The 18508-nt window shown below is 61.7% G+C and carries 21 protein-coding genes; 13 read left to right on the top strand and 8 right to left on the bottom strand.

Annotation, left to right across the window (positions count from 1 at the left end; genetic code table 11):
- Nucleotides 1-26: 26 nt before the first annotated feature.
- Both EOE18_RS02735 and EOE18_RS02730 read right to left on the bottom strand, forming a co-directional pair.
- Nucleotides 27-938 (bottom strand): prephenate/arogenate dehydrogenase family protein, encoded by a 912-nt coding sequence (locus EOE18_RS02735; protein WP_127706004.1) that lies wholly within the window; start codon nucleotides 936-938, stop codon nucleotides 27-29.
- On the bottom strand, nucleotides 935-2059 hold the full coding sequence (locus EOE18_RS02730; RefSeq protein WP_127706605.1) for a pyridoxal phosphate-dependent aminotransferase: 1125 nt from the start codon (nucleotides 2057-2059) through the stop codon (nucleotides 935-937). The genes EOE18_RS02735 and EOE18_RS02730 overlap by 4 nt, the downstream gene beginning before the upstream one ends.
- Nucleotides 2060-2177: 118 nt before the next feature.
- Here EOE18_RS02730 and metX point away from each other — a divergent pair, with 118 nt between their 5' ends.
- From metX to ftsH, 3 genes are all read left to right on the top strand, one after another.
- Nucleotides 2178-3299, top strand: a complete 1122-nt coding sequence (gene metX, locus EOE18_RS02725; RefSeq protein WP_127706002.1) for a homoserine O-acetyltransferase MetX — start codon at nucleotides 2178-2180, stop codon at nucleotides 3297-3299.
- A complete protein-coding gene (metW, locus tag EOE18_RS02720; RefSeq protein WP_127706000.1) occupies nucleotides 3296-3916 on the top strand; it encodes a methionine biosynthesis protein MetW in 621 nt (206 codons plus the stop codon). Before metX ends, metW begins: the two co-directional genes overlap by 4 nt.
- Before the next feature lie 90 nt (nucleotides 3917-4006).
- Entirely contained in the window at nucleotides 4007-5941 is a 1935-nt protein-coding gene (ftsH, locus tag EOE18_RS02715; protein WP_127705998.1) for an ATP-dependent zinc metalloprotease FtsH, read from the top strand.
- A gap of 149 nt (nucleotides 5942-6090) precedes the next feature.
- Here the strand turns inward: ftsH and rpoZ are convergent, their stop codons facing one another.
- A complete protein-coding gene (rpoZ, locus tag EOE18_RS02710; protein ID WP_127705996.1) occupies nucleotides 6091-6435 on the bottom strand; it encodes a DNA-directed RNA polymerase subunit omega in 345 nt (114 codons plus the stop codon).
- Nucleotides 6436-6529: 94 nt separating this feature from the next.
- On the bottom strand, nucleotides 6530-8071 hold the full coding sequence (locus EOE18_RS02705) for a replicative DNA helicase (protein WP_127705994.1): 1542 nt from the start codon (nucleotides 8069-8071) through the stop codon (nucleotides 6530-6532).
- Nucleotides 8072-8249: 178 nt separating this feature from the next.
- On the opposite strand from EOE18_RS02705, the gene EOE18_RS02700 reads away from it, so the two are divergent.
- From EOE18_RS02700 to EOE18_RS02685, 4 genes are all read left to right on the top strand, one after another.
- Entirely contained in the window at nucleotides 8250-8741 is a 492-nt protein-coding gene (locus EOE18_RS02700; RefSeq protein WP_127705992.1) for a UPF0262 family protein, read from the top strand.
- Nucleotides 8742-8787: 46 nt separating this feature from the next.
- Nucleotides 8788-9531, top strand: a complete 744-nt coding sequence (locus EOE18_RS02695; protein ID WP_127705990.1) for a glycoside hydrolase family 25 protein — start codon at nucleotides 8788-8790, stop codon at nucleotides 9529-9531.
- A 24-nt stretch (nucleotides 9532-9555) separates the two neighbouring features.
- Nucleotides 9556-10002, top strand: a complete 447-nt coding sequence (locus EOE18_RS02690) for a cytidine deaminase (RefSeq protein ID WP_127705988.1) — start codon at nucleotides 9556-9558, stop codon at nucleotides 10000-10002.
- Between the two features lie 100 nt (nucleotides 10003-10102).
- The gene (locus EOE18_RS02685; RefSeq protein ID WP_127705986.1) at nucleotides 10103-10315 is read left to right on the top strand and encodes a hypothetical protein; all 213 of its coding nucleotides are present in this window, start codon (nucleotides 10103-10105) and stop codon (nucleotides 10313-10315) included.
- Nucleotides 10316-10319: 4 nt separating this feature from the next.
- Here the strand turns inward: EOE18_RS02685 and EOE18_RS02680 are convergent, their stop codons facing one another.
- Both EOE18_RS02680 and EOE18_RS02675 read right to left on the bottom strand, forming a co-directional pair.
- Nucleotides 10320-10763 (bottom strand): nuclear transport factor 2 family protein, encoded by a 444-nt coding sequence (locus EOE18_RS02680; RefSeq protein WP_127705984.1) that lies wholly within the window; start codon nucleotides 10761-10763, stop codon nucleotides 10320-10322.
- Between the two features lie 23 nt (nucleotides 10764-10786).
- Nucleotides 10787-11503, bottom strand: coding sequence for a nuclear transport factor 2 family protein (locus EOE18_RS02675; protein ID WP_127705982.1), 717 nt, complete (start codon nucleotides 11501-11503; stop codon nucleotides 10787-10789).
- 129 nt (nucleotides 11504-11632) lie between these two features.
- On the opposite strand from EOE18_RS02675, the gene EOE18_RS02670 reads away from it, so the two are divergent.
- The 6 genes from EOE18_RS02670 (at nucleotide 11633) to EOE18_RS02645 (ending at nucleotide 16515) form a co-directional block, all read left to right on the top strand.
- Nucleotides 11633-12748 carry an NAD(P)-dependent alcohol dehydrogenase gene (locus EOE18_RS02670; RefSeq protein ID WP_127705980.1) on the top strand — a complete coding sequence of 372 codons (1116 nt, stop codon included), beginning with the start codon at nucleotides 11633-11635 and terminating at the stop codon, nucleotides 12746-12748.
- A 77-nt stretch (nucleotides 12749-12825) separates the two neighbouring features.
- Nucleotides 12826-13959: a cobalamin-independent methionine synthase II family protein gene (locus tag EOE18_RS02665; RefSeq protein WP_127705978.1), complete on the top strand. Its 1134-nt coding sequence runs from the start codon at nucleotides 12826-12828 to the stop codon at nucleotides 13957-13959.
- An 11-nt stretch (nucleotides 13960-13970) separates the two neighbouring features.
- Complete coding sequence (locus EOE18_RS02660) at nucleotides 13971-14717, top strand: IclR family transcriptional regulator (RefSeq protein WP_127705976.1); 747 nt, start codon at nucleotides 13971-13973, stop codon at nucleotides 14715-14717.
- A 190-nt stretch (nucleotides 14718-14907) separates the two neighbouring features.
- On the top strand, nucleotides 14908-15339 hold the full coding sequence (gene rplK / locus EOE18_RS02655) for a 50S ribosomal protein L11 (RefSeq protein ID WP_127705974.1): 432 nt from the start codon (nucleotides 14908-14910) through the stop codon (nucleotides 15337-15339).
- A 4-nt stretch (nucleotides 15340-15343) separates the two neighbouring features.
- On the top strand, nucleotides 15344-16045 hold the full coding sequence (gene rplA / locus EOE18_RS02650; RefSeq protein WP_127705972.1) for a 50S ribosomal protein L1: 702 nt from the start codon (nucleotides 15344-15346) through the stop codon (nucleotides 16043-16045).
- Nucleotides 16046-16188: 143 nt separating this feature from the next.
- Nucleotides 16189-16515: a hypothetical protein gene (locus EOE18_RS02645; RefSeq protein ID WP_127705970.1), complete on the top strand. Its 327-nt coding sequence runs from the start codon at nucleotides 16189-16191 to the stop codon at nucleotides 16513-16515.
- Here EOE18_RS02645 and EOE18_RS02640 read toward each other — a convergent pair.
- Both EOE18_RS02640 and EOE18_RS02635 read right to left on the bottom strand, forming a co-directional pair.
- Nucleotides 16512-17270: a hypothetical protein gene (locus tag EOE18_RS02640; protein ID WP_127705968.1), complete on the bottom strand. Its 759-nt coding sequence runs from the start codon at nucleotides 17268-17270 to the stop codon at nucleotides 16512-16514. The two genes, EOE18_RS02645 and EOE18_RS02640, sit on opposite strands and share 4 nt — an antisense overlap.
- A gap of 3 nt (nucleotides 17271-17273) precedes the next feature.
- Nucleotides 17274-18476: a toxic anion resistance protein gene (locus EOE18_RS02635; RefSeq protein ID WP_127705966.1), complete on the bottom strand. Its 1203-nt coding sequence runs from the start codon at nucleotides 18474-18476 to the stop codon at nucleotides 17274-17276.
- Nucleotides 18477-18508: the final 32 nt, after the last annotated feature.

The following is an 18508-nucleotide window of genomic DNA, read 5'->3' as shown; positions in this document are numbered from 1 at the left end:
GAGGTGAGAACTTCCGGCCCTGACTATTACGAAGCGTCGCGCCCGAAATTGGCTTGCGCCACGTCCTGACCCTGCTCGATAATCGAGCGGCGGATGGCGCGGGTGCGGGTGAAATGGTCGAACAATTGCTCGCCATCGCCCACGCGGATCGCGCGTTGCAGCGCGGTCAGATCCTCGGTGAAGCGCTGGAGCATTTCCAGCACCGCGCCCTTGTTCGACAGGAACACATCGCGCCACATGGTGGGGTCGCTGGCCGCGATGCGGGTGAAATCGCGGAAACCACCGGCGGAATATTTGATGACCTCGCTCTGGGTCACTTCTTCCAGATCGCTGGCTGTGCCTACAATCGTATAGGCGATCAAATGCGGCAAATGGCTGGTGACGGCCAGCACGCGGTCATGATGGGCCGCATCCATCAATTCCACCTTGGCGCCCATCGCTTCCCACAGGGCGGATAGGCGGGCTACAAGGGCCTCATCCGCGCCTTCGGGCGGGGTGATGATGCACCAGCGGCCACGGAACAGGCTGGCAAAGCCGGCGTCCGGGCCGGAATTTTCGGTGCCCGCCACGGGATGGGCAGGGATGATGGCATGGTTGGGCAACACGCTGCCCAGCGCTTCGGCCACCGAGACTTTGCTGGAGCCAACGTCGGAGATCAGCGCGTCTGGCGAGAGCGAAGCGGCGCATTCCTCCGCCGCCGCCGCCATCGCGCCCAAAGGCACGCAAAAGATCACCAGATCGGCGCCCGCCACCGCTTCGCCCGCGCTATCGGCGACATGGCCGACAAGGCCGCGTTCCGCCGCGCGGGCGCGGGTGGCGGCGTCGCGGTCATAGCCGGTGGTGGCCAGATCGGGCAGCGCCTCGCGCAGGGCAAGGCCGATCGAACCGCCCTGGAGCCCAAGGCCGATGATGGCGACTTTGGAAAAACCCGCGCTCATCCTGCGGCCTGCGCCAGTCGGCGGATTTCCGCAGCGATTTCGTCCATCTGCGCCTTGCTGCCGATGGTGATGCGCAACCCATGCGGCAGGCCCTGATTGGGGAGCCAGCGGGTGATATAACCGATCTCCATCAGGCCATTATAGACCGTTTCGGCGGTGAGATTGCCTTCAAACAGGATCAGCACAAAATTGGCCTCGCTGGGCAGCGGGCGGATGCCGTGGTTGGACAGCTGTTCCAGCTCGGCCACAAAGGCTTGGCGCGTGGCCAGATTATGCAGGCGCGAGGCTTCCACAAAGCTCTGATCGGCGACAGCGGCCAGCCCCATGGCTTGCGCGCTGTTCGACAGGTTGAACGGGCCGCGAATGCGGTTGAGCGCGTCGATAATATGCGGCGCGCCCGTGCCCCAGCCCAGACGTTCGCCCGCCAGCCCGTAAATCTTGGAGAAGGTGCGCGTTACCAGCACATTGCCCGCGCTTTGCGCCAGCGCCATCGCGCCATCCTCATCCTCTGGCGAGACATATTCGCCATAGGCCTGATCGAGCACCAGCAGCACGTCAGAAGGGAGCGCCGCATGCAGGCGGGCAATCTCGCCACGCGGCAGGAAAGAGCCGGTGGGATTGTTGGGATTGGCCACGAAAACCACGCGGGTTTTCTCATTCACCAGCGCCAGCAGCGCATCCACATCCGTGCCATAATCGGCATCGGGCGCTACCACGGGCGTGGCCCCGCAACGGCGCGCGGCTATGTCATAGACCGAGAAGCCATAGCGGACATAGATGATCTCGTCCCCCGGCCCGGCATAGGCTTGGGCGGCAATATGCAGGATTTCATCGCTGCCCGTGCCCATCACGATGCGGGCGGCGGGGATGCCGTGCAACTGGCCCAAGGCTGCGCGTAGGGCGTTGCTGTCCGGATCGGGGTAAAGCGCGGGGGCAGCGGCTTCTGCACGGGCGGCCAGCGCGGCGGGGCTGGTGCCCAAGGGGTTTTCATTGGCGGACAGCTTGGTGAGCGGGCGACCGTCATGCCCCTTGCTCTTGCCGGGCACATAGGCATGGATTTGGCTGATCCATGGCTTGGGTGTGGGCAGGGCGGGGCGGATCTGGTCGGTTTGCTCTGTCATAATGGCGCGCCCTTTAACCCAACGCGCCACGAAATGCCAGTAAAGCAGCACTTGCCACTGACCAAGGCATTGGCCCGCATTGACAGAGCGCCCGCCAAGGCCCAATTCAGCGCGCAAGATGGCCAGCCTGTTCACGCCCTGCTCGGAAACCTATGACCTGCCCGATCCGCTGCCGCTGGATGGCGGGCAAAGTCTGGACAATGTCCGCATTGCCTATGAAACCTATGGCAAGTTGAATGCGGATGCTTCCAATGCGATCCTGATCTGTCACGCCACCACCGGCGATCAACATGTCGCCAGCCCGCATCCCATCACCGGCAAGCCGGGCTGGTGGGACAAGATGGTGGGTGCGGGCAAGCAGATCGATACCGACCGCTTCTATGTCATCTGCCCCAATGTGCTGGGTTCCTGCATGGGGACGACAGGGCCGGGCAGTCTGGCCGCCGATGGTAAGCCCTATGGGTTGCGCTTTCCGGTTATTACCATCCGCGATATGGTACGGGCGCATATGGCGCTGCTCGACCATCTGGGGGTGGAGCGGCTTTATGCGGTGATCGGCGGCAGCATGGGGGGGATGCAGGCGCTCTCGCTAAGCGTCAATTGGCCCGATCGGGTGGAGCGCGTTTTGGCGCTGGCGACGACGGCGGCCATGCCGGTGCAGAATATCGCCTTTCAGGAAGTGGGGCGTCAGGCGATCATGGCCGACCCCGACTGGCAGCAGGGCGCCTATTACGAAACAGGCCGCGCGCCCGATGCGGGGCTGGCGGTGGCGCGCATGGCCGCGCATATCACCTATCTGTCCGAGGCGACCTTGTCGGAGAAATTCGGCCGCCGTCTGCAGGATCGGGATGCGAAAAGCTTTGGCTTTGGCGCGGATTTTCAGGTGGAAAGCTATCTGCGCTATCAGGGCAGCAGCTTTACCGGCCGGTTTGATGCCAATTCCTATCTCTATATCACCCGCGCCATGAGCTATTTCGACCTTGGCGAGGAGCGTTTTGGCGCGGGCCATAATCTCCGCCTGTCCGAAGCCTTTGCCGGCGTGAAGGCGCGTTTCTGTGTGGTCAGTTTTGATACCGACTGGCTCTATCCCACCAGCGAATCGCGCAAGATTGCCCATGCGGTCAATGCGGCGGGGGCGCCGGTGTCTTTCATGGAACTGGCCGCGCCCTATGGGCATGACAGCTTCCTTTTGGATGTGCCCGCGCTGGATCGGGTTATTGGCGGGTTCCTGAGCCGATGAAGCAGATTTCGGTCAAATTGCGCCCCGATTTGGCGGTGATTGCCTCTCACGTGGCCGCTGGCGCCAAGGTGCTGGACGTCGGCTGCGGTGATGGCACGTTGATGGCGGCCCTGCGTGACGAGCGTGGCTGCGATGTGCGCGGGCTGGAAATCGCGCCCGATAATGTGGCGGCCTGTGTGGGGCAGGGTTTGTCTGCCATTCAGGGCGATGCCGACACCGATCTGGGCCTCTACCCCGATGCTGGTTTCGATTATGCGATCCTGAGCCAGACTTTGCAGACCACCAAAAGGCCCGATATCGTGCTGGAGGAATTGCTGCGGATCGGGCGGCGGGCCTTTGTGTCCTTCCCCAATTTTGCGCATTGGCGGGTGCGGAGTGACCTGCTCTGGCGCGGGCGGATGCCGGTGACGCGTCTGTTGCCGGTGGCTTGGTATGCAACGCCCAACATCCACCATCTGACCATCACCGATTTCCGCGAGCTTGTACGCGAACGCGGCATTCGTGTGGAAGGCGCATGGTTTTTGGCCGGAGACGGGCTGATCCAGCCAGCCTTGGCCAATTGGCGGGCGGAACATGCGGTGTTTTTGCTGGCCCGTGATGGGGTTAATCCGGCCTAATGACTTTTGCCTATGGCAAAAAGCACCAGAAGCTAACTTGCGATTTAGACCCGCGCGCCTACATTGAGCGTTGCGAAAGGATGCACCGCGATGAATGAAGACCAGCCCAATGGTAATCCCTGGATGAAGAGCCTGTTGATCTGGGGCGGGATCTTTCTGGCCCTGTTCGTGGCGGTGTCCCTGTTTGGCGCCCGTGGCGATGTGGGTGCCCAGTCGATTGCCTATTCCGACTTCCGCGCCAAGGTTGCCGAGGGCAGCGTGGGCGATGTGGCGGTGGGTGAGCAAAAGATCACCGGCCATTTCAAGAATGGCGAGGCTTTCTCGACCGTTCCCATCCCCAATGATGTGACGCTGGCGCCTTTGTTGGCGCAAAATGGCGTGAAATATCAGGGCAAGTCGCCTGAAGAGCCGAATCTGCTGCTCTATATCCTGCTGCAGGCCCTGCCTTTCCTGCTGATCGTGGCGGTGGGCTTTTTCGCCATGCGCCAGATGCAGAAGGGCGGCGGCGGCGGCGCCATGGGCTTTGGCAAGAGCAAGGCCAAGATGCTGACCGAAAAGCAGGGCCGCGTGACCTTTGCCGATGTGGCCGGTATTGATGAAGCGCGCGAGGAGCTGGAGGAAATCGTCGAATTCCTGCGCGATCCGCAGCGTTTCTCCAAGCTGGGCGGCCAGATCCCCAAGGGCGCGCTGCTGGTCGGTTCGCCGGGGACCGGTAAGACTTTGCTGGCCCGCGCCATTGCCGGAGAGGCTGGCGTGCCCTTCTTCACCATTTCGGGTTCGGACTTTGTGGAAATGTTCGTCGGCGTGGGCGCAAGCCGCGTGCGCGACATGTTCGAACAGGCCAAGAAGAACGCGCCCTGCATCCTGTTCATCGACGAAATCGACGCCGTGGGCCGTAGCCGTGGCCATGGTCTGGGCAACAGCAATGACGAGCGCGAGCAGACGCTGAACCAGTTGCTGGTGGAAATGGATGGTTTTGAAGCCAATGAAGGCATCATCATCATCGCCGCCACCAACCGCCCCGATGTGCTGGACCCTGCTCTGCTGCGTCCGGGTCGTTTCGATCGTCAGGTGGTGGTGCCCGTGCCCGATATCGAAGGGCGCGAGAAGATCCTGAGCGTGCATATGAAGAAGGTGCCTTTGGCCCCTGACGTAGATGCCCGCACAATTGCCCGTGGCACGCCCGGTTTTGCCGGTGCCGATCTGGCCAATCTGGTCAATGAGGCTGCGCTGCTGGCTGCCCGCCGCAACAAGCGCATGGTGGCGATGCAGGAATTTGAAGACGCCAAGGACAAGGTTATGATGGGGGCGGAGCGCCGCTCCATGGTCATGACCGAGGAAGAAAAGCGTATGACCGCCTATCACGAGGCGGGCCATGCTCTGGTGTCGATCAACGAACCGGCCAGTGATCCTATCCACAAGGCCACCATCATCCCGCGCGGTCGCGCTTTGGGCATGGTGATGCGCTTGCCGGAACGTGACAGCTATTCCTATCACCGCGACAAGATGCATGCGAACCTGTCGGTCAGCATGGGCGGCCGCGTGGCCGAAGAACTGATCTTCGGCTATGACAAGGTGTCGAGCGGCGCCAGCGGCGACATCCAATATGCCACCAGCCTTGCCCGCAACATGGTCACCAAATGGGGCATGAGCGACAAGCTGGGCCCGCTGCAATATGAAGAGCAGTCCGAGGGCTATCTGGGCATGGGCGCCAACCAGCGCCTGATGAGTTCGGAAGCGACCAACACGCTGATCGATAATGAAATCCGCAGTCTGGTCGATACGGCCCATACGCGGGCTACGGAAATTCTGAAGGCTCAGGAAGAGCAGCTCCACACTTTGGCCAAGGCGCTGCTGGAATATGAAACGCTGACCGGTGACGAGATCAAGCAGGTGGTGGAAACCGGCGTGATCACCCGCGCGGGCAGCAATGTCGGCACGCCTTTGCCCGCCGCGATCATCGGCGGCAGCGTGCCCCGCGCAGGCAAGAGCTCGCCTGCTGGTTCCGCGCCGCAGGGGATCTGATCTCCTTACCGGTAACAAACTTACCGGCAACAAAAAGGCCTCGAAGGGTGAAACCTTCGGGGCCTTTTTTATGTGCGTTAGGCCCAAGAAAAACCCCCGCCAGTTACACTGGGCGGGGGTCTTTATTCCGGCTTGGGCGGGAGAGTTAATTAACCCTCGTAATCGCCACCCAGCGAGGTGTTGCGCACCGGCGCGGCGGCCGTGATGCGCAGGGCCTCGGCCGACTGCGACAGCGAGCCGATATCATCGACTTCATCATCATCGTCGGGCAGAACGCGCTGCATCGAGGTGATCAGCGATTCCTTCAGGATCTTGGGGCGAACGGTTTCCTCTGCGATTTCGCGCAGGGCCACCACCGGATTTTTATCACGGTCGCGTTCGAGGGTCAGTTCCGCACCGCCCGAGATTTCACGCGCACGCTGGGCAGCCAGCAGCACGAGGTCAAAACGGTTGGGGATCTTGTCGACGCAATCTTCGACAGTAACGCGCGCCATAGGGGCACTCCGTTTGCAAATAGGGAAACTCTGACGAACCATGCCGCCTAGGCGGGTGGCGCGTCAGAGTCAAGGATTCGCCGCAGGCTCGCGCTTACTCGTCCAGTTCGTAGGCGTAATTGGCCAGTTCTTCAGGCGCCAGATCGCTGAATTTGGTGATCTTGGCTTCAAAGCGCATCCGTACCTTGCCGGTGGAGCCATGGCGTTGCTTGGCAATAATCAGTTCGGCCAGACCGAACACGCGCTCCATTTCCTCCTGCCAGCGGGCATGGGCCTCGACCACGGCGGGCGGATCGGTGGGGGTGGGTTCCTTGGGTTCGCGCGATTTGACGTAATAATCCTCGCGAAATACGAACCACACCATATCGGCGTCCTGTTCGATTGAGCCGGATTCGCGAAGGTCGGACAGCTGGGGGCGCTTGTCCTCGCGCTGTTCCACCGCACGCGACAGCTGCGACAGGGCGATCACCGGAACATGCAGTTCCTTGGCCAAAGTTTTCAACCCGCGCGAGATTTCCGAAATTTCGTTCACGCGATTGTCTGTGGCGCGGCCGCTGCCCTGCAAGAGCTGGAGGTAGTCGACAATGACCATGCCAAGGCCGTGGCGGCGCTTCAACCGGCGGGCGCGGGTGCGCAGGCCCGAAATGGTCAGGCCCGGCGTATCGTCAATATACAGCGGCAATTGCGCCAGACGCTGCGAGGCAAAGGACAGGGCTTGAAAATCCTCGCGGCTGATTTTGCCCATACGCAGCGCGCTGGAGGAAATGCCCGATTGCTCGGCCAGAATACGGGTGGCCAGCTGGTCGGCGCTCATTTCAAGGCTGAAAAAGGCCACCGCCGCGCCGATCGACTTTTCCGCCGGAATGCCCATCGACAGGTCGGTCAGCAGCCGGTCCGCCGCGTTAAAGGCGATATTGGTGGCCAGCGAGGTTTTGCCCATGCCCGGGCGTCCGGCCAGAATGATAAGGTCGGAATCATGCAGGCCGCCGATGCGCTGGTTCACGCTGTCGAGGCCGGTGGTCTTGCCCGCGACATGGCCGCCCGAATTGAAGGCCTTTTCAATATTGGCAATCGCCACGCGGGTGGCCTCGCCAAAGCTTTTGGCTTCATTGGCGCCGCCCGCGCCATCGGCCACCTTATATAGTGCGGCTTCGGCGGATTCGATCTGCTCCAGCGGCTCAACCGTCTCGCTGGTGTCCATCGCGCCCTGCACCAGATCGCGTCCCACGCGCACCAATTCGCGCAGCAGCGCCAGATCGTAAATCTGTTCGGCCAGCACGCGCGGCGCAATCAGCCCTTGGCCATCGGCGGTCAGGCGCGCCAGATAGGCAGGGCCGCCCAGCGCGCGCATTGCCTCGTCCTGCTCGAAATAGGGCTTGAGCGTGACCGGCGTGACCACCGCCTTGCGCTCCAGCAATTGCATGATCCGCTCGTAAATGCGGCCATGCACCGGTTCAAAGAAGTGGTGCGGGGAAAGCGGCTTGGCCAGTTCCTCGATCACGCGATTGTCGATCAATACCGCGCCCAGAAAGGCAGCTTCGGCCTCGATATTGGCGGGCAGGGTCTGGCCTGCGGCACCTGCGTCATTGGCAGGGGCAAGCGGAAGGGCGGGGGAGTGAAAGGGTTCTGTGGCCATGGAAAGACCCTCATGCGCTGCGGCGTGGCGGGGCGCAATGGGGTTGGCGCGGGCTTGACCTGTGGATAACGGGGATCACTTGCGTGTTGGGTGATTCTGGACCCTTAAAGTGATTCCACTGGGCCTTTGGGTCAATCCCCTTGCCCTTGGCGCTCGCATTTGCGAAATGGGGCAAGGTATGGACCAGCCACGCATCTCTCATATCGAACTGGATGAAGCGACCATCCTCTCGCGCAATGCCGATATCGAGCAGGAGCGCCGCGTGGCCATGTTCGATTTGATCGAGGATAACACGTTCAAACCCCTGCGCATTTGGGAGGCGGGCTTTCATGGCCCCTATCGCCTGCGCCTGAGCGTGTCCGATGGCCGGTTAATCATGGATATTTCCAATGGCGCGGACGGGCAGGGTGAATTGCTCGAATCGCTGGTGCTGGGCCTTGGCCTGTTCCGCCGCCCGATCCGCGAATATTTCGCCATTTGCGAAAGCTATTATCAGGCGATCCGCAAAGCCACCGCGCAGGAGATTGAAACCATCGACATGGCGCGGCGCGGTATCCATAACCGTGCTTCCGAACTGTTGCTGGAACGATTGGAGGGCAAGGTGGAAACCGATTTTGCTACCGCGCGCCGCCTGTTCACGCTGATTTGTGTGCTGCATATTCGGGCCTGAGGCCGCGATAGTGCTGATCCTGAAGTTTCCAAAGGCAGATTGACCCATGTCCCGACGCAAGACCCGCAGCCGTAAGGCGCCGCGCCAACAGGCGCGCGGCCAAGGCGGCATTCCGGCGCGTTGGCGTTGGACCGCTGTTCTGGCTCTCGTGCTGGTGCTGGGCGGGGCCTATGCCTGGTGGAGCGTGCGCCATTGGCAGCCTTCGCGCGCCACCTATCCGGTGCAGGGCGCGCTGGTGGGGCAGGTGGATGGCGATCTGGATTTTACCGCGTTGAAAGCGGTGGGCGCCGATTTCGTCTATGTCGAAGCCTCGGCCAGCGCCTTTGCCCGCGATCCGGCGGTGGTGAAAAATCTGGACGCGGCCAAGGCGGCGGGGCTGCAAGTGGGCGCCTTGCACAAATATGACCCGTGCCAACCGGCGGACAAGCAGGCGGCCAATTTCGTGACCGTGGTTCCGCGTGACCGCAAGCTGTTGCCGCCGGTGGTGGAACTGGAACAACTGGCCGACCATTGTCCGGTCAAAGTGTCGGATGCCGCGGTGGTCAGCGAATTGATGACCTTCCTCAACCAGATCGAAGCGCATAGTGGCAAGTCGGCTATTTTGAAGCTGGGGCCGGATTTTGAAACCACCTATCACATCTCCGGCGCGCTGGACCGTGCGCTCTGGCTGACGCAGGATCGGGTGTCGCCCGATTATGGCGGGCGGCCATGGGCCTTGTGGACCGCCAATAGCGCGTTGATGACCAATGCCAGCGACCAGCCTTTGCGCTGGGTCGTGGTGCATCAATAAAGTGCCGCACCAATAAGGATGCCTATGGACCGCCAGAATTTGCTCGACGCCGCAACGGCCGCCTCTGCCAAGGCCTATGCGCCCTATTCGCGCTTTCATGTGGGCGCCGCGCTCGCTTTTGCCGATGGCAGTGTGGTGACCGGCGCCAATGTGGAAAATGCCTCCTATGGCTTGGCGCTCTGTGCCGAAACGGTGGCGGTGGCCAAGGCGATGGCCGATGGCACGCGCGGCGGTCTGGTCGCGGTGGCCGTGCTGGGCGGTGCGGCAGGCGAGGGCGGGGTGGCGGTGCCGGGCCCCGGCGCGGTGACGCCTTGCGGGCGCTGCCGTCAGGTGCTCAATGAATTGGCGCAATTGGGCGGCACCGATCCGGTGGTCTGGAGTCTGTCGGCCGATGGCGTGCTGGAAATGAAGCTGTCCGAACTGCTGCCCATGGCATTCGGTCCGGCCAATCTGGGTGTTACCGGCGGTTGAACCGTCCCATCGCATTATCGGCTAAGTCCATATTAACCACTTAAATCTCCTGAACCTCGCCCGTTCTTGGTCGCGGTGCGATAGATTAGGAGGTGCTCTCATGAGCTATGCCGTATCAGCCACGACGCCGACAGGCTCGGTCAACGTCCATTCATCCTCTGCCGCGACGATCCGGCAGGCTTTGACCGACGCACGTTCGCAAGGCGCGCAATCGGTCAGCCTGACTCAGGACGGCAAGGTGATTGACGAGAGCCAGATCGGCAAATTGACGCAGACCTTGCTGACCGGTGTCAGCACGTTGAAAACCGCCTGAAAGTTCAGCCAGCAGGCTGGAAATCCAGACTGCCGCGCCTTTCGGCAAATAACCAGACGCCATCGGCCCGCACCAATTGGTCGGCATAGGAACCGACCAGCGGCGGGCTGGCTGAGGCGATGGGCAGATTGTTTCCAGCAGGATCAGCGCTGCCGGTGAACAGCATGATCTGGCTGGAGGCCTTGGCGGTTAAACCGTCATCGGCCACATCGACCAGAATATTGGCCACCACATGGCGGGTCGCCCGTGGTGGTCGCGCCTGAAAAGCAGCCAGAATGGCCTCCCGCCCCGCGATGAAAGCATCGGGGGCGGTGGGGCGGCTCATCCGTCCATTGGCGGTGTACATGGCCGCCACATCATCCCAACGCCCCGCGTCATTATGCGCGGCATAGAGCGTGATGCGGCGGGCGATGGCCTGTTCGGCCAGCATGCGTTCCAGATCGGTCATGTTGGGGTTCTAGCGCGGGTTACTCAATCCTTGAAGCCTTCACGCGCGCGGCTGTTGTCGGCAATGATCGGCGCGCCGGTGACGGGGTGCGGATAGTGGAAGGGCACCACATCGGTGGCCGGCCACAGGCGCGGCGCGGGTTCGACCGGCGCATCGGGGCCCAGCGGATCTTCGGGGAAGAAGGTCTTGGGGTTGGGCAGGAAATCGATCGGCGTCTTGGCCCAGCCATCGGCGAAAGTGCCGTGCCAGAAGGGGTAATAGCGCAGGGCCTTGATCTTCCACACGCCATCCTCACGCACATATTCGTTTTCGTAGAGCCCACCTTCCCACCATGCGCGCTGGTTACCCTCGGCGGTTTCATGCAGACCGGCCTGCATCATCGAACGGCCGCGCACCTGCGCCGTCTTGCGGTCGGGCGCTACGTCGATCACCATTTGCAACTGGGGATGATCCAGCAGCCAGCCATAGCGCGGGCCATTGTGGCCTTGGGTGAACTGGGTCTGGAAACGTTCGATATAGAGGCGGCGCACGCCCTTCTTGCCCTTGTAAATGCCGCCGAGGAACCAGACCTCGCTATCCTCGGCGAACAGGTCCACCACCTCGTTATATTGCGATTTATCGATGAAATAGCCGTAGGTATATTGGATGCGGCGGATCTGGTGAATGTCCTGCTGGATGGCCAGTTCGTGTTCCACCTTTTCCAGACGGGTTGCCAGTTCGGCAATCGTGGGCTCGCTCATATCTCTCTCCCAAATGGGCGCTTGCTGCGCCGCGAATCTTTTGTCATCCATGTGATAACTTCATAGATATGAAGCGCAAAGCAAGAAATCAGGATTCCTGACAAATTCTTGCGCAGGAGAGGATGACCTATGCCGACCGCCATCACCGCCGCCGTTTGCCGCCAAGCCCATGGCGCCCTTTCGCTGGAAAATCTGACGCTGGATGATCCACGCGCGGATGAGGTGCTGGTGAAGATCCATGGCTCGGGCATTTGCCACACCGATCTGGCGGTGCGGGACCAGCAATTGCCGACGCCGCTGCCGGTGGTGCTGGGGCATGAGGGCGCGGGCGAAGTGGTGGCGGTGGGGGCGGATGTCACCCATCTGGCCGTAGGCGACAGGGTGTTGATGAGCTTTAACTCCTGCGGCACCTGCCCATGCTGTCAGACCCATGCGCCCACCTATTGCTACAATTTCTTTCCGCATAATTTTGCCGGTGCGCGGGCCGATGGCAGCTTTACCCTGCATGCTGGGGAGGAGGCGGTGCATGGCAATTTCTTTGGCCAGAGCAGCTTTGCCACCTATGCGCTGGCCACGGCGCGCAATGTGGTGAAAGTGCCCGATAGCGCCGCCCATGTGCCGCTGGAGCAGCTGGCGCCTTTGGGCTGCGGCATGATGACGGGGGCAGGGGCGATCCTGCGCAGCATGAAAGTGCAGGCGGGGCTGCCGGTGGCCATTTTCGGGGCTGGTGCGGTGGGGCTGGCGGCGGTGATGGCGGCCAGGATTGCCGGGGCCGATCCGATTATCGCGGTGGACCTGCACGAGAACCGCCGCGCTCTGGCGCTGGAACTGGGCGCGACCCATGCTCTGGACGGGCGGGACGATCCCTTTGGCAAGATTGCCGCGCTATGCCCGCAGGGTCTGGCCTATGCCTTTGATAACACCGGCCTTGCCAGCATCATTGAGAGCGCCTTTGCCTTGCTGGCCCCGCGCGGGGTGCTGGGCATTGTGGGGGCCAGCGATCCGGAGGCTATGCTCAGCTTTAACGAAACCGCCTTTATGGGCGGCGGACGCACGGTGAAGGGCATTCTGGGCGGGGATAGCGATTTGTTCGGCTTCCTGCCCGAATTGATCGAGCATCATCTGGCGGGCCGCTTTCCCTATGACCGGTTGATCCAGACCTTTCCTTTTGAACAGATCAACGATGCCATCGAGGCGGGCGAGAGCGGGGCGGTGGTCAAGCCGGTGGTGGTGATGGCGGGGTGACTGTCGAGCCTTCACCTATCCGATAATTTCAGATAGAAGAAATTGAGAGCGCTATAGCCGCGTCACAGGAGAGATCGATGCCCAAGATTGCCACCACCCATGTAGGCTCCATGCCGCGCGGGGAAGAACTGACGCCTTTGCTGATCGCGCGCGACCATGGCGATCCGTTTGATGCGGGCGAGTTTGACGCCAAGGTGGCGGTGGCTGTCGATGAGGCGGTGCGCCATCAGGTTGAAAACGGGGTGGATATCGTCTCGGATGGCGAGATGGGCAAGATCGGCTATTCGACCTATATGATCGAGCGCCTGTCCGGCTTTGGCGGCCATGTGGACCGCAAATCGGCGTTGGATCTGGCCGAGCACCCCGCGCTGGTGAAGAAATTGTCGGCGATGATGGGCAGTCAGGATTTTGTCCGCGCCAGCTGCGTGGGGCCGATCAAGCTGGTCAATCTGGACCCGCTGCATGACGACATCCGCCGTTTCAAGGCGGCACTGGCCAAGCATGCCAAGCCCGATACGCAGGGGTTTATGAATGCGGCCTCGCCGGGCCTGATCACTGCTTTTCAGGTGAACCAATATTACCCCAGCCACGAAGCCTATCTGGCCGATCTGGCCGAGGCGATGCGGACGGAATATGAAGCCATTGTTGATGCAGGCTTCTATCTGCAACTCGATTGCCCCGATCTGGCGATGAGCCGCCACACCGGCTATCAGGATTTGACCGAAGCGGAATTCCTGAAAGTGGCCGAAGAGAATGTGGCGGCCTTGAACGCGGCCACCGCCAATATTCCGCCCGAACGGATGCGGATGCATATTTGCTGGGGCAATTATGAAGGCCCGCATGACCACGACATCCCGCTGGAGCGCGTGGTGGACATCATCCTGAAGGCTCGCCCTGCCACCATCCTTTTCGAGGCGGCCAATCCGCGCCACGAGCATGAATGGAAGGTCTGGGCCGACGCAAAGATCCCCGATCACAAGGTGCTTGCCCCCGGCCTGATCGACACTTGCTCCAACTATGTCGAGCATCCCGAATTGATCGCGCAAAGGATCGAGCGTTTTGCAGGGATTGTGGGCGCCGATCGCGTGGTGGCCAGCACCGATTGCGGTTTTGGCACTTTTGCAGGTTATGGCAAGATCGACCCCGATGTGACCTGGAAGAAGCTGCGCAGCCTGCGGCAGGGGGCAGACATCGCCGCCGCTCGGTTGTAAGGCCACAGGATATGGCAGAGAGCAACACATCCTCCCACGTTAAATCGGCGATGCGCACGCTGGACATTATCGAATATGTCGTGGCGCGCGGTGGGCCTTGCGTGGCGCAGGAGATTGCCTCTGCCCTGTCCATTCCGGTGTCCAGCCTGTCCTATCTGCTGGCGACCTTGGTGGAGCGATCCTATCTGGTGCGCGAGGGGCGGTTCTATCTGCCCGGCGCGGGCCTGCACCGCCTGCAGGCCCGCAGCGAGCCCAGCCTTGAGGAACGGGTGGCGCCTTTGGTGAAGGCCTTGCGGGTGCAGGCGAATGAGACGGCCTCTTTCTTCGTGCGCGAAGGTTGGCAAGTGCTTACGTTGGTGACCGAGAGCAGTGACCACGCCCTGCGCTATGCTCTGGCGGTGGGCACGCGCATGCCGCTGCATGGGCTGGCGGCGGGCAAGGCTATTCTGGCCGCCCTACCTGTCGAGGAATTTGAACGCTATCTGGCCGAAACGCGCCGAGAGCGCTTTACCGAGGCCACTTTGGTCGAACCGGCGGCCTTGCGGGTGGAAATCGCCCGCATTCGCCAATCGGGTCTGGCGCGCACCCACAGCGAATATTCGGTGGGGATCGAAGGCATGGCCCGCGCCGTGGTTGTGGCGGGCGAAGTGGTGGGGGCTTTGGCTGTGGCCATTCCATCGGTGCGTTACGATGAAGCGGTGGAGCGGCGCTGCGCCACTTTGCTGGAACGCACCGGCCAATTGCTGGAAATGGCCTGAGCCTTTCTGCGACAAGGCTTGCATTCTGGCGATAATCGACTAGGAGCCGCCACTTCCGGCGGACGGGCTTCTCGCCTGATTCGCTGGATTTCCGTGCGGAAGACGGGGGGATGGCAACAAACGCCCGTCGTTATACCGCTTGATCTGAAGGGCCGGTCTGCCGGCTCCCACAGGATGAAAGGAGGCCATCGTGGCCAAGAAAATTGACGGTTACATCAAGCTGCAGATCGCAGCTGGCCAAGCCAAGCCCAGCCCGCCAATCGGTCCGGCTCTGGGTCAGCGCGGCGTTAACATCATGGGTTTCTGTAAGGAATTCAACGCCGCTACGCAGGGCGTTGAACCCGGCACCCCGCTGCCGACCGTGATCACGGTTTATTCGGACAAGTCTTTCTCGTTCGTCACCAAGACCCCCCCTGCAACCTTCTTCATCAAGAAGGCGCTGGGCCTGAAGTCGGGCTCGAAGGCTCCTGGCAAGGATTCGGCTGGCAAGATCACCACCGCTCAGCTGGCCGAAATCGCCCAGTTGAAGATGAAGGATCTGAACGCCAACGATCTGGACGCTGCCGTCAAGATCATCGCAGGTTCGGCCCGCTCGATGGGCATTCAGGTTGTGGAGGGCTAATCCGATGACCAAGCTGACCAAGAAGCAGAAGTCGCTGGCCGAAAAGCTGGGCGACAACCAGAAGCTTTACGGCGTGGATGAAGCCATCCAGCTGCTCAAGGACCTCAAGAGCGCCAAGTTCGACGAGAGCCTCGAAGTCTCGCTGAACCTGGGCGTTGACCCCCGTCACGCTGACCAGATGGTCCGTGGCATGGTCACCCTGCCCGCTGGTACCGGCAAGGACGTGAAGGTCGCTGTGTTTGCCCGTGGCGACAAGGCCGAAGCCGCTCTGGCCGCTGGCGCTGACCGCGTGGGCGCGGAAGACCTGCTGGAAGACATGCAGGCTGGCAACCTCGACTACGGTCGCGTGATCGCCACCCCCGACATGATGGGCATCGTTGGCCGTCTGGGTAAGCTGCTGGGCCCCAAGGGTCTGATGCCGAACCCCAAGCTGGGCACCGTGACCCCCAACGTTGCTGACGCTGTGAAGGCTGCCAAGGCTGGCCAGATCGAGTTCCGCGTTGAAAAGGCTGGCATCATCCATGGCGGCATCGGCAAGCTGTCGTTCTCGAACGAACAGCTGCGCGCCAACTTTGACGCTTTCGTTGACGCCATTGTGAAGGCAAAGCCTGCTGGCGCCAAGGGCAAGTATGTCCGCAAGGTTGGTCTGTCGAGCTCGATGGGCCCCGGCCTGAAGGTCGACTCCGCTCAGGTTTACGGCAGCTAATCTGCCCCAGCCTAGGCTGAGCCCAACAAAAAGGCCGGAGAGGGAAACCTCTTCGGCTTTTTTGTTGGGCGGGTGATTTTGGGTTTGCCCCATGCTCTCGTGTCATGCATGGTTTTGCGGGCCATTTATCGGGATGCCGTGCTATGCAATTCGTTGCTTTTTATGAGAAAAATGTCCGATGGTTGATGGCCCATGCGCCCCAGCATCCCGATAAATTCCTGCACACCTATTTCGGATTGGCGATCTGGCTGGGCGCAGCACTGATCTTGCGGCGGCCGCTATCGTCCTGGTTACCGCTGTTGGTGTTGCTGGCCTTTGAAGGCGCGAATGAACTGGTGGATTTCCTGCATGCGGTGGGCTGGACCTTGCGCAGCACTTGCTGGGATCTGGTCGCCACTTTCCTGTGGCCGGTGGTTATCTTTACCGCCTTACGCCTGTTTCCGTGGCTGGAAGAGCGCCGCGAGGCTTAGGCCTCGCCGGTCTCACCACCATATTTATAGCCCAGAAAGCGGTTCTGAACTGCCAGTGCGTCCAGTTTGCCCTCGGCCAATTGGCGGGTGACGCTGTTGATCTCGCCGCTGATCATGCCAAGGCTCTCGGCCAATTGCTGGTCGGGGCTTTGGCCAGCATGAGCTTCGCCGCGCAGGGCGGGGGGGATGGCCGTATAGGCATTGACCAGATTGGGCAGATGTTCGCCCACCAATTGCCGCACTTGTCCCAAGGCAGGCGCATCGCCATCCACACGATCCAGTTGGGTGGCCAGTGCATCAAGTTGGTTGCCGATCTGGCCCACCAGATCCAGCGCAGGCGCGGGCAGGGCGGGGCGCTGGGCCTCCAGCCATAATTGCGTTTGGCCCACGAGTTCGCGCGGAGGGCTGGCGCGCAAACTGTCCAGCGTGGGGATGGTCAGCGCGTCCTTACCGCGCAGGCCGATCATCACCACGCCTGCCACCAAGGCCACCACCAGCGCCACACCGCCGCCCATCATACCCAGCAGGGACAGCGCGCCCTTCACCAGCGTCATCACCAGGATCAGCGCCAAAGCGCTTGCCGCCAGCGTCAAGAACAGCTTGGCCGCCTTGCGCTTCTGCCCCGCACGGTGCAGCGCGGCGGAGCGCTGGCCAATCGGCCCGCTGCTACGCCGCCCACCGGCGCGCTGGTGTTGCAGCGAGGCCTTGGCAGCGGCCAGAATGGCATCGCTGTTTTGCGCGGGCGACTGGCTCATGGCTTAGCCTTCAAGGCTGAGCAGGCTGGGCGCGTTGGAGGCGACCTGCGCCTCGCTCTGCCCCTGTGCCCGCGCGATATAGCCCTTGGACTTTTCCACCTCGGCCGACAGGGTGGTGACGGTCTGCTTCATCGAATCCAGCGCTTTAAGCTTGAACGTGTCAATGCTGTCCATCGTGTCGTAAATATTCTGGAAGGCGCGCTGTAAAGTCTCCACCGGAATGGTGCTGGCGGCGGCCTGTTCATGGATGCGGCTCGATTGTTCTTTCAACAGGCTGCTGGTCGAATCGATAATGTTCGCCGTGGTGGTGTTCAGAGCCGTGATCTGCTCCAGCACCAGCCTTTGGTTGGTCAGCGCCTGCGCCACGGTTACAGCGGTGCGCAGGGCGGCAATGGTGGTGGTGCTGGCGCGTTCGACGCCTTTGACCAGTTCCACATTGTTCTTCTTCACCAGATCTAGCGCTAGATAGCCCTGCACCGTCACCGCCATTTGCGTCAGCAGATCCTGCGAACGCTGGCGGGTGTAGAACAAGGCGCTTTCACGGATGGCCTTGGCCTTGGCCGGATCGGAAATGTCCAGATCGGCGGCCACTTCCTCCAGACGCTCGTCCAGCGTCTTGGAGATATGGATCATCTGCTCCAGCTTGCCCATCGCCTCCCACAGCTTGGTGCGTTCGACATCGATGGCGGCATTGTCCATCAACAATTCGTCCTTGCCGCGCGCCAGCGTGTCCAGAATGCCTTTGATATGGCCCTGCGCCGAGGTGTAGCCGTCGAAATATTTCTGCATCGGATTGCCGAAAGGGATGAGGCCGAACAGCTTGCGCGGCTTCATCGCGCCCGATGCGGAAGGGTCAAGGCTTTCCACCGTGCGGCGCAATTCCGTCAGGCTGGCGCCTACGCCGCTATCTTTGTCCATCGCGCGTACGGGACGATCGAGGAAGCGGTTGGACATCCCCGCCGCCGCCGCGATTTCCTTGCGGCCCATATTGGTCAATTGGTCCACGCGCTTGCCAAATTCGGGCGAATTGGTGTCTTGCGCGATCAGGTCGGACACAAAGCTGTCCACCTTCTGGTCCAGTTCCCCGCGCTGTTCCGGCGCCAGAGGCACCAGTCCTGCGGCCTGCGCGGGTGCGACCACCGGCACCGGCTCGGGCGGGGTCAGCGTCAGGGTGGGGGCGTTGAGCTGGGTGGGCGTGCTGGCCATGCTACATCAGGTTCCGCATTCGGGCCGCAGAC

This window comes from Novosphingobium umbonatum (assembly GCF_004005905.1).
In the GTDB taxonomy this organism is placed as follows: domain Bacteria; phylum Pseudomonadota; class Alphaproteobacteria; order Sphingomonadales; family Sphingomonadaceae; genus Novosphingobium; species Novosphingobium umbonatum.
The sequence above is the reverse complement of the archived record's forward strand: the minus strand, read 5'-3'. Positions and strand labels throughout refer to the sequence as shown.

Excerpts from the sequence above, each read along its gene's own strand:
- EOE18_RS02735 (WP_127706004.1), bottom strand. The coding sequence starts at position 938 with ATGAGCGCGGGTTTTTCCAAAGTCGCCATCATCGGCCTTGGGCTCCAG.
- EOE18_RS02730 (WP_127706605.1), bottom strand. The coding sequence starts at position 2,059 with ATGACAGAGCAAACCGACCAGATCCGCCCCGCCCTGCCCACACCCAAG.
- metX (WP_127706002.1), top strand. The coding sequence starts at position 2,178 with ATGGCCAGCCTGTTCACGCCCTGCTCGGAAACCTATGACCTGCCCGAT.
- metW (WP_127706000.1), top strand. The coding sequence starts at position 3,296 with ATGAAGCAGATTTCGGTCAAATTGCGCCCCGATTTGGCGGTGATTGCC.
- ftsH (WP_127705998.1), top strand. The coding sequence starts at position 4,007 with ATGAATGAAGACCAGCCCAATGGTAATCCCTGGATGAAGAGCCTGTTG.
- rpoZ (WP_127705996.1), bottom strand. The coding sequence starts at position 6,435 with ATGGCGCGCGTTACTGTCGAAGATTGCGTCGACAAGATCCCCAACCGT.
- EOE18_RS02705 (WP_127705994.1), bottom strand. The coding sequence starts at position 8,071 with ATGGCCACAGAACCCTTTCACTCCCCCGCCCTTCCGCTTGCCCCTGCC.
- EOE18_RS02700 (WP_127705992.1), top strand. The coding sequence starts at position 8,250 with ATGGACCAGCCACGCATCTCTCATATCGAACTGGATGAAGCGACCATC.
- EOE18_RS02695 (WP_127705990.1), top strand. The coding sequence starts at position 8,788 with ATGTCCCGACGCAAGACCCGCAGCCGTAAGGCGCCGCGCCAACAGGCG.
- EOE18_RS02690 (WP_127705988.1), top strand. The coding sequence starts at position 9,556 with ATGGACCGCCAGAATTTGCTCGACGCCGCAACGGCCGCCTCTGCCAAG.
- EOE18_RS02685 (WP_127705986.1), top strand. The coding sequence starts at position 10,103 with ATGAGCTATGCCGTATCAGCCACGACGCCGACAGGCTCGGTCAACGTC.
- EOE18_RS02680 (WP_127705984.1), bottom strand. The coding sequence starts at position 10,763 with ATGACCGATCTGGAACGCATGCTGGCCGAACAGGCCATCGCCCGCCGC.
- EOE18_RS02675 (WP_127705982.1), bottom strand. The coding sequence starts at position 11,503 with ATGAGCGAGCCCACGATTGCCGAACTGGCAACCCGTCTGGAAAAGGTG.
- EOE18_RS02670 (WP_127705980.1), top strand. The coding sequence starts at position 11,633 with ATGCCGACCGCCATCACCGCCGCCGTTTGCCGCCAAGCCCATGGCGCC.
- EOE18_RS02665 (WP_127705978.1), top strand. The coding sequence starts at position 12,826 with ATGCCCAAGATTGCCACCACCCATGTAGGCTCCATGCCGCGCGGGGAA.
- EOE18_RS02660 (WP_127705976.1), top strand. The coding sequence starts at position 13,971 with ATGGCAGAGAGCAACACATCCTCCCACGTTAAATCGGCGATGCGCACG.
- rplA (WP_127705972.1), top strand. The coding sequence starts at position 15,344 with ATGACCAAGCTGACCAAGAAGCAGAAGTCGCTGGCCGAAAAGCTGGGC.
- EOE18_RS02645 (WP_127705970.1), top strand. The coding sequence starts at position 16,189 with ATGCAATTCGTTGCTTTTTATGAGAAAAATGTCCGATGGTTGATGGCC.
- EOE18_RS02640 (WP_127705968.1), bottom strand. The coding sequence starts at position 17,270 with ATGAGCCAGTCGCCCGCGCAAAACAGCGATGCCATTCTGGCCGCTGCC.
- EOE18_RS02635 (WP_127705966.1), bottom strand. The coding sequence starts at position 18,476 with ATGGCCAGCACGCCCACCCAGCTCAACGCCCCCACCCTGACGCTGACC.